Genomic DNA, 14039 nt, shown 5'->3' with positions numbered 1-14039 from the left:
GCGTCATACGACATCAGAATTTCAGGGCGAGGGCGATATCCTCTTCGCTCTCTTCTTCATCAATGGTGGTCTGGGCCTTGTTAGCGATGGCGACAAACGGCATATAGAGAAGGGTTGCCACGCCCAGGTTAAATATCGCCAGCAGGAAGGCCGCTACGCTGCCGTTGGTGTTGAAGAAGGCGCCCAGACCGGCTGGCATTGTCCAGGGTGCAATGTTCGTAACCGGCGGGATAATGCCCATGTAGTAAGCCGTCAGGGTAATGGCGGCCAGCAGCGGCTGCACCAGGATGAACGGAATGAACATCACCGGGTTCATGATAATTGGCAGACCGAACAGGATGGGCTCGTTAATCTGGAAGATGCCTGATGGCAGGGCCAGCTTCGCCACCTGACGGTAATCCGCACGGCGGGAGGTGATAAAGACCGCGATAATCAGACCCAGTGTCGCCCCGGTACCGCCCAGGAAGATGTAGGAGTCGAGCATCGGTTTCGCCCACACGTGGAAGGTCTTACCGGCCGCCAGCGCCGCGTCAACGGAGCCGTACTGCTGGTAGAGCGCCACGTTTTCCAGCGCCCATGGGGTCATGATGCCGCTGTCCAGCGCAGCCAGCGCCAGAGACCCGTGAACACCGAAGAACCACAGCAGGGAGGTGAAAATTACGTAAGCCCAGCCTACCACGCCACCCATGGATGCCAGCGGGGTAGAGATGGTGTCCATGATAATCTGGTGGAAGTTAGTGCCCCAGTGAGAGAGCGCCCAGGCGATGGTCCCCATGATGGAGAGAATAATGAAGCCCGGGATCAGCGCCGAGAAGGAGCGCGATACCGATGCCGGAACGCTGTCCGGTAAGCGGATCACCCAGTTGCGACGAATAATAAAGGTAAACATTTCCGCCACGACCAGACCGATCACAATACCGGAAATAATGTTCGCCCCGCCCAGCCAGTTAGCGCCTACTGCATAGGCTTCACCGACGCTATAAGGGGTAACGGTCATAAAGGCCGCGACAGATAACAAACCGGCGGCCAGCGAGTCGACTTTACGTTCTTCTGCCAGCGCCATCCCAATAAAGAAAGGTGCCATCAGCGACATAATACCCAGCGTACCGTTGTACACATTGCCGCCGATGGCCTTGAAACCATTTAACGTTTCAATAGTTGAGGGATCTAAACGAACGCCTAATGAATAGAAAAATGAACCATCACCGAAGCTAAGAAAAACGTTGTTAATTAAAACGAACATGGCCCCAGCCAGGGTTAGCGGCATTAATTTAATAAAGCCGTTTTTAATGGCGTTGACATGCGGTTGCTTTCCTATTTTAACTGCAAAAGGAAGGAGTACCTTTTCAAGCGCAGCAATAAATCTACTCATAGAAAATGCCCTTAAATGCCGCAATAATATTGCGGCGTAATTGTGTGTGAAATTGCTCTTTGACGGGAAAAATAAAAAGAAAATTAATTAGCAGCTTTTTTAATCGCTGCTACAGCAGCTTTAAGAACACCCAAACCATCCACTTTGCCGTACAGCGCAGAGTCGATCACTTCAACCGGTTTATTTGGTAACAGACGTTGGATCTCCGGCAACATATAGGCAATTTGCGGCCCTAACAGCACGACATCCGCATTGGCCCCTTTTTCGCCTGCCAGCGTTTCCGGGAAAGCTTCAATAATTACCGGTACTTCGTACTTTTCTGCCTGCGCGCGCATCTTTGACACCAGCAGTGACGTTGACATGCCCGCTGAGCAAAACAGATAGATATGTTTCTTTTCCATAGCAATTTCCCTCTTATGTGCTCACCGCTTTCGCCGCGATCTCCTCGCCTTGACCGACCGGAACCCCTCGCTGGCGTATCTGATGAGTGGAGTATACGGCAACTGATTTCCTGGGGATAATCCGATAGAGACCACAATTGTCTCTCCTTGACCTGTCGTTATGACTCCCTTCACATTTTAGGCAAATAATTCGCGTTGAGAATTAAGGTGAACGGCGACGTAAAAAAACCGGCCAGGTGGCCGGTTTGTCTCTTTGCTCAGGAAAAGGAGTTATCAGGCCTTAGGCGCCTGCGGGTCAGTATCGTATTCCGCACAGGTCTGGTAGCCGGAGTTCATTACGTGGCCAGTATCGTCGAGAGCCACAAAGTAGGTTTCAGTTTTACCATCACGTTGACCCAGGATGTAAGTCTGGCAGGTACCACGAGCGTGGATCATAGTCACTTCAGATGACGGCTTACCGGCCAGCTGCTCTACCTGAGCGCGGCTCATCCCTTTTTTAACATCTTTGACCACAGGCTCTTTAAATTGATCGGTGGTGCGGTCATAAGCGGTACAGCCCGCCAGCAAAGTCATTACACCCGCTGCGCCTAACATTCCTGCTAATTTCTTGTTCATATTCCGTCCTCTTGTTTATCAGCGTGTTATGTAAGCCTGGAATAGAAAATCACATTTTTCAACCTTAAGCGTGACGGCAAAGTTTTTTCGGAAAATTCCTGTAATACAAGCATAAGCGACTAAATCGCCCTGGTTCGCCCATTTCAAATGTGTGATCCTTGTCGTTTTCCGCATGACGAGTTAGCTTTAACAGAACATTCATCAGGCAAATTTGTGTAACGGAGGGGCTAAATGGCTCTGCAACAAGAAATTATCCAGGCGCTGGGTGCTAAACCCACCATCAATGCGGAAGAAGAGATCCGCCGTAGCGTCGATTTTTTGAAATCCTATTTAACCCGCTTCCCGTTTCTGAAGACGCTGGTGCTGGGCATCAGCGGCGGTCAGGACTCCACCCTCGCCGGGAAGCTCGCCCAAATGGCCATCAGTGAACTGCGCGCCGAAACGGGCAATAACGACCTGCAGTTTATCGCGGTGCGCCTCCCTTACGGCGTGCAGTTCGACGAGCAGGATTGCCAGGATGCCATCGCCTTTATTCAGCCGGATCGCGTGCTGACGGTAAACATTAAAGAAGCGGTGTTAGCCAGCGAAAAAGCGCTGCGCGATGCGGGCATTGAGCTGAGCGACTTCGTGCGCGGCAACGAAAAGGCTCGCGAGCGGATGAAAGCCCAGTACAGCATCGCCGGGATGACCAGCGGCGTGGTTGTTGGCACTGACCATGCAGCAGAAGCCCTGACCGGCTTCTTCACCAAATATGGCGATGGCGGTACCGACATTAATCCGCTGTTCCGTCTCAACAAGCGCCAGGGCAAACAGCTGCTGGCCGCGCTGGGCTGTCCGGAGCATCTGTATAAAAAAGCCCCTACCGCAGATCTGGAAGACGATCGCCCTTCCCTGCCGGATGAAGCCGCGCTGGGCGTGACCTATGAAAATATTGATGATTATCTGGAAGGCAAGACGCTGGACGAAGGCACCGCTCGCATTATCGAAGGCTGGTATCTGAAGACCGAGCACAAACGTCGCCCGCCGATCACGGTGTTCGACGACTTCTGGAAAGCGTAATTCTGACGAGGCGGGTTATGCCGCCTCTTTTTTAACCACACCACTGCTGCTACACTGTATGCCTGAACAGTATCAGGAGTATGTTGTGAGCAGGCGTCAATCGGCACCGCGGCTTGAATTCGAAGCGGCAGCAATCTATGAATATCCCGAACATCTGCGCCCGTGGCTTGAGGCACTCCCCAAGCAGCCAGGCGTCTACTTCTTTCATGGCGAAAGCGATGCCATGCCGCTTTATATCGGCAAGAGCGTTAATATCCGCAGCCGGGTGCTATCGCATCTGCGCACGCCGGACGAGGCCGCTATGCTGCGCCAGTCCCGGCGTATCACCTGGACACAAACCGCGGGCGAGCTGGGCGCCCTGCTGCTCGAAGCGCGTTTAATCAAGGAGCAGCAGCCGCTGTTCAATAAACGATTACGCCGCAATCGCCAGCTCTGCTCGCTGCAGATCGCTGAGGGCAAACCGCAGATTGTGTATGCCCGCGAAGTCGATTTCTCCCATACCCCGAACCTGTATGGCCTGTTCGCCAACCGCCGGGCGGCGCTGCAAACCTTACAGACGTTGGCCGACGAGCGACAGCTCTGTTACGGCCTACTCGGGCTGGAGTCGTTAAGCCGTGGGCGGGCCTGTTTCCGCTCCGCCCTGAAGCGCTGTGCAGGGGCCTGCTGCGGGAAAGAGAGCGTGGAAGAGCATCAGCAGCGGCTGGTTGAGGGGTTGCAGGCGATAGGCGTCACCTGCTGGCCGTGGGACTGCGCCGTGGCGCTGAAAGAGTCGCGCCCGGAGATGACCCACTACCACATTATCCATAACTGGCTCTGGCTGGGCGCGGTGGAAAGCCTGGACGAGGCGGCTGAACTGCTGCGTACGCCCGCCGGTTTTGATCAGGATGGGTATAAAATCCTCTGCAAGCCGCTGCTGGCGGGCAAGTATGAGATCATTCCGCTCAGTGGCCTGGAAGCCAGAAGATCTCGCTGAACAGCAGGGTGCCCTCGTCCTTAAGCAATCGCAGGGTATGGTCGCCCTCATGCCAGTACGCGCCCTGATCGGCGGTCAGCAGCTTTTCGCCGAGCTGCCAGGCGCCGCTCAGCACAAACACCACGCCGCCGCGTGAGGCGAATGTCGTGAAGGTGCGATCCGCCACCCGCACCTTAGCCCGGCAGCAATCCCGGCGGGTCATGATGTTAAAGTCCATCGACATCTGCCCTTCCAGCAGCTGCGCCTTGACCGGCAGTTCTCCGGCAAAGCTGAAGGGTTGATGACGTCGCAGCGTGTGAGTAAACGCACTTCCACCATCCAGATGCACTTCTCCCCCTTCCAGCAGGGTGATCACCCGATCAACACCGGGGGAAACAGAAAAATCCCCGTTGCTGGCAAGGGAGGCAATACTGGCGCGCCAGTTAAAGTCCCGGGTTGCAGGAGGGAAACAACATATTTCGCGCGTCTCTCCCGCGCCGTTGCGCCAGAGGTTGATCGGCATTTTGCGGATATCGAAGAATTCCATCACCACTCCAAATGGCGCAATACGCGCCAGAGCGCCCCGCCCAGGGCGGTCGCTTATTGTTTGTTATCGTTAGGTCGCTGCAGAACAGTATCGGCAGATGTGCGGGTGGGCCTTAGTCTGACGATGAAAAAAGTAACGTCAGAAATTTCAAACACATTCTGCAAATCGATAACAGGAGAATACCGGGATGGCGGCGGCTGGCAAGAGGCTGGAAAAGAAAAAACCGCCGGACCTGCCCACAGCAAATCTGCTTGAGTGGACAAGACTCCGGCGGTCTTGAATAGCTGAACCGATTATTCGGCTGAGGTGGTCATTTTACCTTTCGCCGCGGAACGTTCTGTCAGACGCTTCTAAAAATTGGCATTAAACTGCTTTTTCTGTTCCGGGGTAAGGATGTTGTAAATCTTGTTCTGGGTTTCCATGTGCGCCAGCATGCGGGCTTTATGCTGCTCGGCCATCTTATCAACCTGCGCTTCGGCCTTCGCTTTATCGAAGGAGTCGCTGGCGATGATGTCATGCATTGCGCGGCGCTCTTCTACCGGCGGACGCTTCATCTGGTCACGCTGGCTTTTCATGATGTCGCGGATCTGCTCTTTCTGTGCATCCGTCAGGTTCAGGTCTTTAAACATCATGTCGTGATGCATGCCCGGCTTACCTTTGTGATGCATCATTTTGCCTTCGGTCGGTGCAGCCGTGGTGGTGGTGGCGGTATCAGCGGCGAACGCCGCGCTGGTAGCGCCCAGAGCCAGGGTAGAGGCAACAAACAGTGCAGTTAATTTACGCATAATTTTGTCCTTCCTTTCAGTTATTCTTCGGCGCTATGCCGTGTTGACGAGATTAACTTTACGGGGTTTATCGTCAATTAGTCAGAGCAACGGTAAAACAGTGAAAGTGTAAAAAACAAATTATCGTCAAATATGGAGGAAATAAGGATAAAGCGTGGAGAGATGAAACAAAAATATTCATCTGGATGATTTTAAAGAGATTATGGAGGAGTATACCGGCGAAGAGATTAATAATAAAGCAAACAGCCAGGAATAATCCGTAATAAAACGACAAGCGAGTGAAATGGCTGAGAAAATAAACAACCCCACCGCGTTACGCAGATGGGGTCAGGTAATTTTTAGGTGACTTTTTCCAGCATCAGCCCGGCGCGCAACCCAAAGGCCACGGCGGGGTTCGGGAAAAGAACATACTCAGTTGGTTTTTGTACTTCATAGCGTTCTTCGCCATCCTCTGCCAGCAATACCCCCTGGCGGAACGGCGTAAAGTTCAGGGTATGACTCGCCATGTGCAGCACAAAGGCCTCGCTGTGGCGGGTGATCTGCTGCACCACCCGGTACTGCTCGACAGGAGCAACATGCTGCCCGGGTGCCTCACCGCTCAGCAGGGCATACAGCGCCCGATGAGTCGTGGCGAAGCGGGTCAGATCGTTATGGCCGAACGGTAGCGCTTTGCCCAGTTCCAGCGTACAGGCCAGGGCGCCAAAGCGTTCACAGCTGAAGTGGGTGAAGGTGCCCCCCGGGGCCTGATGAAAGACCAGCGCTTCCAGCCCGGCATCGCCGAGCCACTGAATAAAGCCCTCATCCCAGGGCTGATTGCGCTGGGGCAGCACGCCAAAGCGCTCATGATACGAGGCGCGGATGGCGGTATGCAGATCCAGATGCCAGCGATCGGGCCCGGCCTGCTGGTAAAAGGCCGCTAACAGATCCTCCAGCATCGCCGCCCGTTCAGTCTCCTCGCAGGCCGGAAACTGCGCCCCGCGCCCGCTGAACAGGCGATTGATATCGCAGGTCAGGTAGCGCTTGCCCGCCCTCAGCGCAGGCGGATTGCCATAAATGACAAGCAGGCGGCAGCGCAGCGTCAGTTCGCCGCGAAACAGCGCCCTGACCAGCAGGTCGACAATTTCCACCGGCGCCGTTTCATTGCCGTGGATGCCAGCCGAGAGCACCAGCGAGCGGGTGCTCGCCACCTCCGGAGTCAGCTCCAGCACGCCGCGTACCAGCCAGCGCCAGTGAAACGAAGCCCCTTTGCCCTCCCGTCGGGCGGGCGTTTCATTGGCCATGGTTAGCGCCAGAAAGTTTTCCATAACGCCTCCTTTATTGCTGGAACGGATAGACGGAGCCCAGTTGCAAAATGCGGGTCAGGGCATCCAGCGCCTCGCGTCCTTCTCGTAAAAGCTGCGGATCAATCAGGTCGGCCTGGGTCAACCGATCGCGATAGTAGCGATCCACCCAGTCATTAAGCGTGTTGAACAGGGTCTCGTTCATCATTACCGCTGGATTCACCGCCCGCTGCTCCTCAGGAGTGAGCACCACGCGCAGGCGAAGACAGGCTGGACCGCCGCCGTTGGCCATGCTTTCGCGCAGATCGAACACCCGCAGCTCGCTGATAGGATTATCCTCTGCCACCAGCTGATTCAGATAGCGCCAGACGCCAGGATGGTTCTGCGACTCCTGGGGTAGCACCAGCATCATGCTGCCGTCGTCACGGCTCAGCAGCTGGCTGTTAAAGAGATAGGTTGCCACCGCATCCTGCACCGAAACGGCTTCCGTTGGCACCTCAATCGGCATAAATCCGGGCACGCGATCGCCAAGGGCGTGCAGCAGCGCTGACTGCTGAACAAACGCCTGCTCGTGGCAGAACAACACCTGGCGATTCGAGACCGCAATCACGTCGTTATGGAACACCCCCTGGTCGATCACCAGCGGGTTTTGCTGGACAAACATCAGCTGGCCCGGATTGACCTGATTCAGGCGGGCAACGGCCTGGCTTGCGGCCAGGGTCTGACGGGCCGGGTAACGGGCAGGCGCGGGACCTATTCCCTCATCACGACCATAGACAAAAAGTTGCAGACCCGGCTCGCCATAATCGCCGCCAAGACGGTTATGGTTAGCCGCCCCTTCGTCGCCGAACATCGCCACCTGCGGCAGCGCTGTATGGACACTGAACCGGGACTCATCGCGGAAAATAGCCCGCAGCACCTGTTCCGTGGTGCCAGCTTCACTGGCGCGGTGGAACTTATTGTTCAGGTTCGCCACCGTCAGATGCACTTTTCCATCGAGGGTATCTGCGGAGGGGGCCACCGTCGCGGCGTTGGCAACCCACATGGAGGAGGCTGAACTGGCGGCAGAGAGCAGCTGCGGCATCTGAGTGCCCGCTTTCTCCACTACCTGCTCGTCGCTGCCGGTAAACCCGAGCTGGCGCAGGACGGCGACATTAGGCCGCTCCTGCGGCGGGATCACCGCCTGAGGAAAACCCGCATCCGCCAGCGCCTTCATTTTTAACAGCCCCTGCTTTGCCGCCAGCCGCGGGTTGGAGATCTGAAAGCGGTGTTTTGTGGAGGCCTCATTGCCGAACGACAGCCCGGCGTAGTGGTGGGTTAACCCCACCAGCCCGTCGAAGTTAACTTCACGCGCTTTCATGACGCTTCTCCCGTGTAAAATCGAGGCCCGGACTCAGCTGCTCCGGCAGGACAATAGCCGGCGTTTCCAGGCTCGCCATCGGCCAGGCGCAGTAATCCGCCGCATACCAGGCGCTGGCGCGATGGTTACCGGAAGCCCCCACGCCGCCAAACGGGGCGGTGCTGGCCGCGCCGGTGAGGGGTTTGTTCCAGTTGACGATCCCGGCGCGCGCCTCCAGCAGCAGCTGGTCAAATTTTTCGCGTTCCGGGGAGATCAGCCCGCACGACAGGCCGTAGCGCGTGGCGTTCGCCATCGCAATGGCCTGGTCAAAGTCGTCATAGCGCCAGACGCAGAGCAGCGGGCCAAAGACCTCTTCGTCCGGCACTCCGCTTACGCCGGTCATCTCGACGATTGCCGGGGTTAATAAAGAGGTTCCCGCCTTCACCAGCCGCGGCTCGAGCAGCGACTGGCCGCCGCGGGCGACATGTTCCCGCCAGGCGTGATAGACATTTTTTGCCGCCTGTTCGGAAATCAGCCCGCCGATGAACGGCTGCTCGCTGGCATCCCACTCGCCCGGCAGCAGCCGCCCACTCACCTCAACCAGACGGGCCAGGAAAGCATCCCCTTCAGCGCCCCGTTTGACCAGCAGCCGACGGGCGCAGGTGCAGCGCTGCCCGGCGGTAATAAAGGCCGACTGGATGGTCAGGTGGACCGCGGCATCGATATCTGCCGGATCGTCAACGATCAGTGCATTGTTGCCGCCCATCTCGAGGGCCAGAATTTTCTCCGGCTGCCCGGCCAGCTGGCGGTGGAGCTGATAGCCGGTGCCAGCGCTGCCGGTAAAGAGCAGCCCGTCAATGTCGCTCAACGCACTCAGCGCCTGACCGGTTTCGCGCCCGCCCTGCACCAGGTTGAGCACCCCCGGCGGCAGCCCGGCCTGCTCCCACAGTTTGACCACCGCCTCGCCGCTCCAGGGCGTCAGCTCGCTCGGCTTGAAGATCACCGTGTTACCCGCCAGCAGGGCGGGCACGATGTGGCCGTTCGGCAGGTGACCGGGGAAGTTATAGGGGCCGAACACCGCCAGCACGCCGTGCGGACGGTGGCGCAGCGTGGCGGCCCCGTCCGCCATCTCGGTACGCTGTTCGCCGGTGCGGGTGTGGTACGCCTTGATTGAAATGGCGACCTTGTTGATCATGGCGGTAATTTCGGTCGCCGCCTCCCAGCGCGGTTTGCCGGTTTCGCGGGCAATAATGCTGGTCAGCTCCTGCTTATTCGTCTCCAGCAGGGTGGCAAATTTCTCCACGATGGCCTGGCGAGCGCTGAACGGCAGCTTCGCCCAGCCGGGGAACGCGGCGCGCGCGGCGCGGCACGCCTGCTCAACCTGCCCGGGACTGGCATCCGCTCCCTGCCATAATCTCTCCTGCCCCACCGGGTTGTGTTTGCTGCGAAGTTCACCTTCGCCGGTTACCCAGTCACCGTTAATCCATAAATTCATGCTGTTTTCTCCTCGGGGCACAGGCGCACCATGCGAATACGATCGCCAGCGCAACATTTCAGGGCATCCAGTTGCGCTGCGGTCAGCACCAGACGTTCACATTCGGGGTCCACGCGGATCAGCGTGGCGCGATAGCTGTCATATTGTTCGTTCGCCACCAGGCAAGCCGGAAACTCACCCGGCGCGGGCTGCCCCTCGGCCACCTCCACCAGACGGCTTTTGCGGATCGCCCGCACCCGGTCGATATCACACTCCAGCGTCGGGCCGCCGTCGAAGATGTCGACATAGTTACGGTAGCGGAAGCCCTCTTTTTCCAGCACCGCGCGGGCCGGCGCGGTATGCGGATGGACCTCGCCAATTACCGCCTGCGCCTCGGGGCTGAGGAAATGGGTGTAGATGGGATGTTTTGGCATCAACTCGGCGATAAAAGCTTTCTGCCCGGTGCCGCACAGGTAGTCCGCCTTGCTGAACTCCATGGAGAAGAAGCGCTCGCCCAGGCTTTTCCAGAACGGCGAGAAGCCTGTTTCGTCGATGACGCCGCGCATCTCGGCAACCACTTTTTCGTTAAAGCGATCGCGGAAGGCGGCCATAAACAGAAAGCGCGATTTGGAGAGCAGATAGCCGTTGCCCTCTTTGCGCCACTCCGGGTCGAGAAACAGCGAGCAGAGCTCGCTGCTGCCGGTGTGATCGTTACTGAGAAACAGCGTGGGCAGCGCGTTGTAGACGTTCAGCTCTTTCGAGGCATGCACCAGGGTGCCCACACGGTAGTTATACCAGGGATCGTTCAGGCCCACCGCCACCTCAATGGCGCAGATCCCCGCCACGGTGCCAGTAACAGTATCTTCCAGCACAAACACGTAGCCCTGTTCGCCTTTCGGCAGCGTCCCTTGCCAGGTCTCGATGGAGCGCTCAATGCGCGCCGAGAGCGTGTTTTCATCAACGGGAAGCGAGGTCAGCCCGCCTCCCGTCTTACCGGCAAGCTGCATGAGGGCGGATAAATCCCCGCGCTCAATGGGACGGATGACCATCATGATGACACCCCGGACTTCACCTGTTCGCAGGCCAGCGCAAAGCGATCTAACCCGGTCCGCACCTCTTCTTCGCTGACAACCAGCGCAGGCGCGAAGCGCACCACGTTAGCCCCGGCGATCAAGACCATCACGCCCGCTTTTGCCGCTTCCTGTGAAATGAGTTTAGCTTTTCCGGCGAATTCATCCGTGAGCACGCAGCCAATCAGCAGCCCCAGGCCGCGAATCTCTTTAAACAGGCCGGTTTTGCTGTTGATGGCCTGAAGACGCTCAACAAACCAGTCGTGACGCTGCTTCACGCCGTTCAGCACTTCCGGCGTGTTGATGATATCCAGCACCTGACCGGCTACTGCCGATGCCAGCGGGTTGCCGCCGTAGGTGGTGCCGTGGGTGCCGACGGTCATCACCCGGGCAAATTTATCGGTGGTAAGTATTGCCCCGACAGGGAAGCCGCCGCCCAGCGCTTTGGCGGTGGAGAGCACATCCGGCGTCACGCCGTAGTGCATATAGGCATAAAGCTCACCGGTGCGGCCGACGCCGGTCTGGACTTCATCGAAAATCAGCACCGCGTTGTGGCGATCGCACAGCTCGCGTAGCCCCTGCAGGAACGCTTTATCGGCAGGCACAACGCCGCCTTCGCCCTGCATCGGCTCAACGATCACCGCGCAGGTGGACTCATCAATCAGCTCGCTGGCGGACTGCAGATCGTTATAGACCGCGTGGCGGATATCCGGCGGCAGCGGCGCAAAATCCTGCGAATAGGAAGGCTGACCGCCCGCGCTGACGGTAAACAGCGTGCGACCGTGGAAGGCATTTTTGAAGGCGACGATGCCGCTTTTGTGGCTGCCAAAATTGTCGTGGGCATATTTACGCGCCAGCTTCAGCGCGGCTTCGTTAGCCTCAGCGCCTGAGTTACAGAAGAACACTTTTTCCGCGAAGGTGGCGTCGATCAGTTTTTTCGCCAGGCGCAGCGCGGGCTCGTTGGTGTAGCCATTCCCGGTGTGCCAGAACTTCGCCGCCTGGTCGTTCAGCGCCTGACGCAGCGCCGGATGAGCATGTCCCAGGGCGTTAACCGCAATGCCCCCAGCAAAGTCGATATACTCTTTGCCCTGCTGATCCCACAGGCGCGAGCCCTCTCCCCGTACCGGAATAAAAGCCGCCGGGGCGTAAACCGGCATCATCCATTCATCAAAGTTTTCACGCGTAATTGACAGAGACATAGCGACCTCATCCGGTAAATAAAAGGTTGATAAAATGTTAAATATTTATGTGTTTGCCCTGTGAATGTAGATTGCAGCGTTCGTGCCAGCCAGCGATAAAAATGCATAAACGGGAGGGGGTAACGAAATATCAACAGGTTACAACATGGAGTTATTCACTGTTATTGCATAAAAAGTGAATATTTTTACAACAAGCGCAGCTTTACCGAAGGAAAAACAGAAATATTATGCATAGGCCAAATATAATTCTGGAATTGTGATCGCTCGCGAAATTTGTATACCTTTTACGCGCCATCGGAGGGCGTAACGCGCCAGAACGGTGCAGAAATTGCACTATCGGCAGGATCTGTTGCAGTAATGGGTGGAACATACGCAGCGGCGGCAGTCAGCGGGATGAAATTCTGCTACCATCCTTGCACTATTCACCTTGCACTGGCAGCGACTATGAAATTTGTCTCTTTTAATATCAACGGCCTGCGCGCCCGTCCTCATCAACTGCAGGCCATCGTCGAAAAACATCAGCCTGACGTCATTGGCCTGCAGGAGACAAAAGTTCACGACGATATGTTCCCCCTCGAAGAGGTGGCAAAACTGGGTTACAACGTCTTTTATCACGGCCAGAAAGGTCACTACGGCGTGGCCCTCCTGACCAAAGCGGCGCCTGTCTCGGTACGTCGCGGTTTCCCGGGAGATAACGAAGAGTCCCAGCGCCGCATCATCATGGCGGAAGTGCCCTCCCCACTGGGTAATGTCACCATGATCAACGGTTACTTCCCCCAGGGCGAGAGCCGCGACCATCCGCTGAAATTCCCGGCCAAAGAGAAGTTCTACCGGGATCTGCAGTCATTGCTGGAGACGGAGCTGCAAAAAGATCATCCGGTGCTGATCATGGGCGATATGAACATCAGCCCGACCGATCTGGACATCGGCATCGGGGAAGAGAGCCGCAAGCGCTGGCTGCGCGGCGGGAAGTGCTCCTTCCTGCCGGAAGAGCGCGAGTGGATGGGGCGTCTGCTGGGCTGGGGTCTGGTGGATACCTTCCGCAACGCTAACCCGGAAACCCACGATCGCTTCTCGTGGTTTGACTACCGCTCTAAAGGTTTTGATGATAACCGCGGCCTGCGCATTGACCTGCTGCTGGCAAGCAGCCCGCTGGCGGAGCGCTGCATCGAAACCGGGATCGACTATGAGATCCGCAGCATGGAAAAACCGTCCGACCATGCCCCGGTCTGGGCGACCTTCGACGTGAAGTAAATGGCTGTACGTCGCGATAAAGTCCTGCTTATTTGCGCCCTTCTGGGCGCTTTTACCCTTCTCTTTAAGCTACTGCCGCCCGGCACGCTGACGCTGGAAAACCTTCAGGCGCAGCATCAGGCCCTGCAGCTATACTGCCAGCAGGCCCCGCTGCAAAGCGCCATACTCTTTTTCCTTCTCTATGTGCTGGTCACTACCCTGTCGCTGCCGGGTGCCGCGGTGTTGACCCTGCTCGGCGGGGCGCTGTTTGGCCTGTGGCCGGGGATTGTGCTGGTGTCGTTCGCCGCCACGCTTGGTGCCACGCTGGCGATGCTGAGCAGCCGCTACCTGCTGCGGGACTGGGTGCAGCGCCGTTTTGCCGGGCCAATGGGTACGGTTAACGAAGGTGTCTCGCGGGACGGGGCGTTCTACCTCTTTGCCCTGCGCCTGATGCCGCTGTTCCCGTTCTTTGTGGTCAACCTGCTGGCCGGGATCGCCCCGATCGGATTGTGGCGCTACTGGTGGGTCAGTCAGCTCGGCATGCTGCCAGGGGCGATCGTCTATCTTAACGCCGGACACCAGCTGGGGCAGATCGCCGCGCTGCGTGATATCCTTTCCCCCGGCGTGGTCATTGCCTTTACGCTACTGGGGCTGCTGCCGCTTATCACCCGCTGGCTGTTCGCCCGCTTTTCCCGCACTTCTTCATAACAGAG

14 protein-coding genes are annotated in these 14039 nt (G+C 57.4%); 4 read left to right on the top strand and 10 right to left on the bottom strand.

All coding sequences use genetic code 11. From position 1 onward, the window contains the following. Positions 1 to 13: 13 nt before the first annotated feature. The 3 genes from chbC to osmE all read right to left on the bottom strand — a co-directional run bounded on the left by chbC (position 14) and on the right by osmE (position 2388). Entirely contained in the window at positions 14 to 1372 is a 1359-nt protein-coding gene (gene chbC / locus FHC51_RS14805) for a PTS N,N'-diacetylchitobiose transporter subunit IIC (RefSeq protein ID WP_103823837.1), read from the bottom strand. Positions 1373 to 1455: 83 nt separating this feature from the next. After that, complete coding sequence (chbB, locus tag FHC51_RS14800; RefSeq protein WP_220435895.1) at positions 1456 to 1773, bottom strand: PTS N,N'-diacetylchitobiose transporter subunit IIB; 318 nt, start codon at positions 1771 to 1773, stop codon at positions 1456 to 1458. A gap of 273 nt (positions 1774 to 2046) precedes the next feature. Next, positions 2047 to 2388, bottom strand: a complete 342-nt coding sequence (gene osmE / locus FHC51_RS14795; protein ID WP_220435894.1) for an osmotically-inducible lipoprotein OsmE — start codon at positions 2386 to 2388, stop codon at positions 2047 to 2049. Between the two features lie 231 nt (positions 2389 to 2619). Between osmE and nadE the strand changes: the two genes are divergently transcribed. Then, a complete protein-coding gene (gene nadE / locus FHC51_RS14790) occupies positions 2620 to 3447 on the top strand; it encodes an ammonia-dependent NAD(+) synthetase (RefSeq protein WP_103823835.1) in 828 nt (275 codons plus the stop codon). A gap of 85 nt (positions 3448 to 3532) precedes the next feature. Beyond that, the gene (gene cho, locus FHC51_RS14785) at positions 3533 to 4420 is read left to right on the top strand and encodes an excinuclease Cho (protein WP_220435893.1); all 888 of its coding nucleotides are present in this window, start codon (positions 3533 to 3535) and stop codon (positions 4418 to 4420) included. On the opposite strand, the gene ves is transcribed toward cho, so the two are convergent. The 7 genes from ves to FHC51_RS14750 form a co-directional block, all read right to left on the bottom strand. Further along, a complete protein-coding gene (gene ves, locus FHC51_RS14780; protein ID WP_220435892.1) occupies positions 4389 to 4946 on the bottom strand; it encodes an environmental stress-induced protein Ves in 558 nt (185 codons plus the stop codon). The two genes, cho and ves, sit on opposite strands and share 32 nt — an antisense overlap. Positions 4947 to 5296: 350 nt before the next feature. Then, positions 5297 to 5731 (bottom strand): ATP-independent periplasmic protein-refolding chaperone Spy, encoded by a 435-nt coding sequence (spy, locus tag FHC51_RS14775; protein ID WP_220435891.1) that lies wholly within the window; start codon positions 5729 to 5731, stop codon positions 5297 to 5299. Positions 5732 to 6069: 338 nt separating this feature from the next. Next, positions 6070 to 7035, bottom strand: coding sequence for a succinylglutamate desuccinylase (gene astE / locus FHC51_RS14770; protein ID WP_220435890.1), 966 nt, complete (start codon positions 7033 to 7035; stop codon positions 6070 to 6072). A 10-nt stretch (positions 7036 to 7045) separates the two neighbouring features. After that, positions 7046 to 8371, bottom strand: coding sequence for an N-succinylarginine dihydrolase (astB, locus tag FHC51_RS14765; RefSeq protein ID WP_220435889.1), 1326 nt, complete (start codon positions 8369 to 8371; stop codon positions 7046 to 7048). Beyond that, positions 8358 to 9845 (bottom strand): succinylglutamate-semialdehyde dehydrogenase, encoded by a 1488-nt coding sequence (astD, locus tag FHC51_RS14760; protein WP_220435888.1) that lies wholly within the window; start codon positions 9843 to 9845, stop codon positions 8358 to 8360. Before astD ends, astB begins: the two co-directional genes overlap by 14 nt. Next, positions 9842 to 10876, bottom strand: a complete 1035-nt coding sequence (gene astA / locus FHC51_RS14755; RefSeq protein ID WP_220435887.1) for an arginine N-succinyltransferase — start codon at positions 10874 to 10876, stop codon at positions 9842 to 9844. The genes astD and astA overlap by 4 nt, the downstream gene beginning before the upstream one ends. Further along, positions 10873 to 12093, bottom strand: a complete 1221-nt coding sequence (locus FHC51_RS14750) for an aspartate aminotransferase family protein (RefSeq protein WP_220435886.1) — start codon at positions 12091 to 12093, stop codon at positions 10873 to 10875. The genes astA and FHC51_RS14750 overlap by 4 nt, the downstream gene beginning before the upstream one ends. Before the next feature lie 444 nt (positions 12094 to 12537). Between FHC51_RS14750 and xthA the strand changes: the two genes are divergently transcribed. Beyond that, on the top strand, positions 12538 to 13347 hold the full coding sequence (gene xthA / locus FHC51_RS14745) for an exodeoxyribonuclease III (RefSeq protein WP_220435885.1): 810 nt from the start codon (positions 12538 to 12540) through the stop codon (positions 13345 to 13347). Beyond that, a complete protein-coding gene (locus FHC51_RS14740) occupies positions 13348 to 14034 on the top strand; it encodes a TVP38/TMEM64 family protein (protein ID WP_220435884.1) in 687 nt (228 codons plus the stop codon). It begins immediately after the preceding gene. Positions 14035 to 14039: the final 5 nt, after the last annotated feature.

The sequence above is a fragment of the Leclercia sp. EC_58 genome (genome assembly GCF_019584355.1).
Classification (GTDB): Bacteria; Pseudomonadota; Gammaproteobacteria; order Enterobacterales; family Enterobacteriaceae; genus Enterobacter.
Note: the sequence above shows the minus strand (reverse complement) of the source record. Positions and strands in the feature narration are given on the sequence as shown.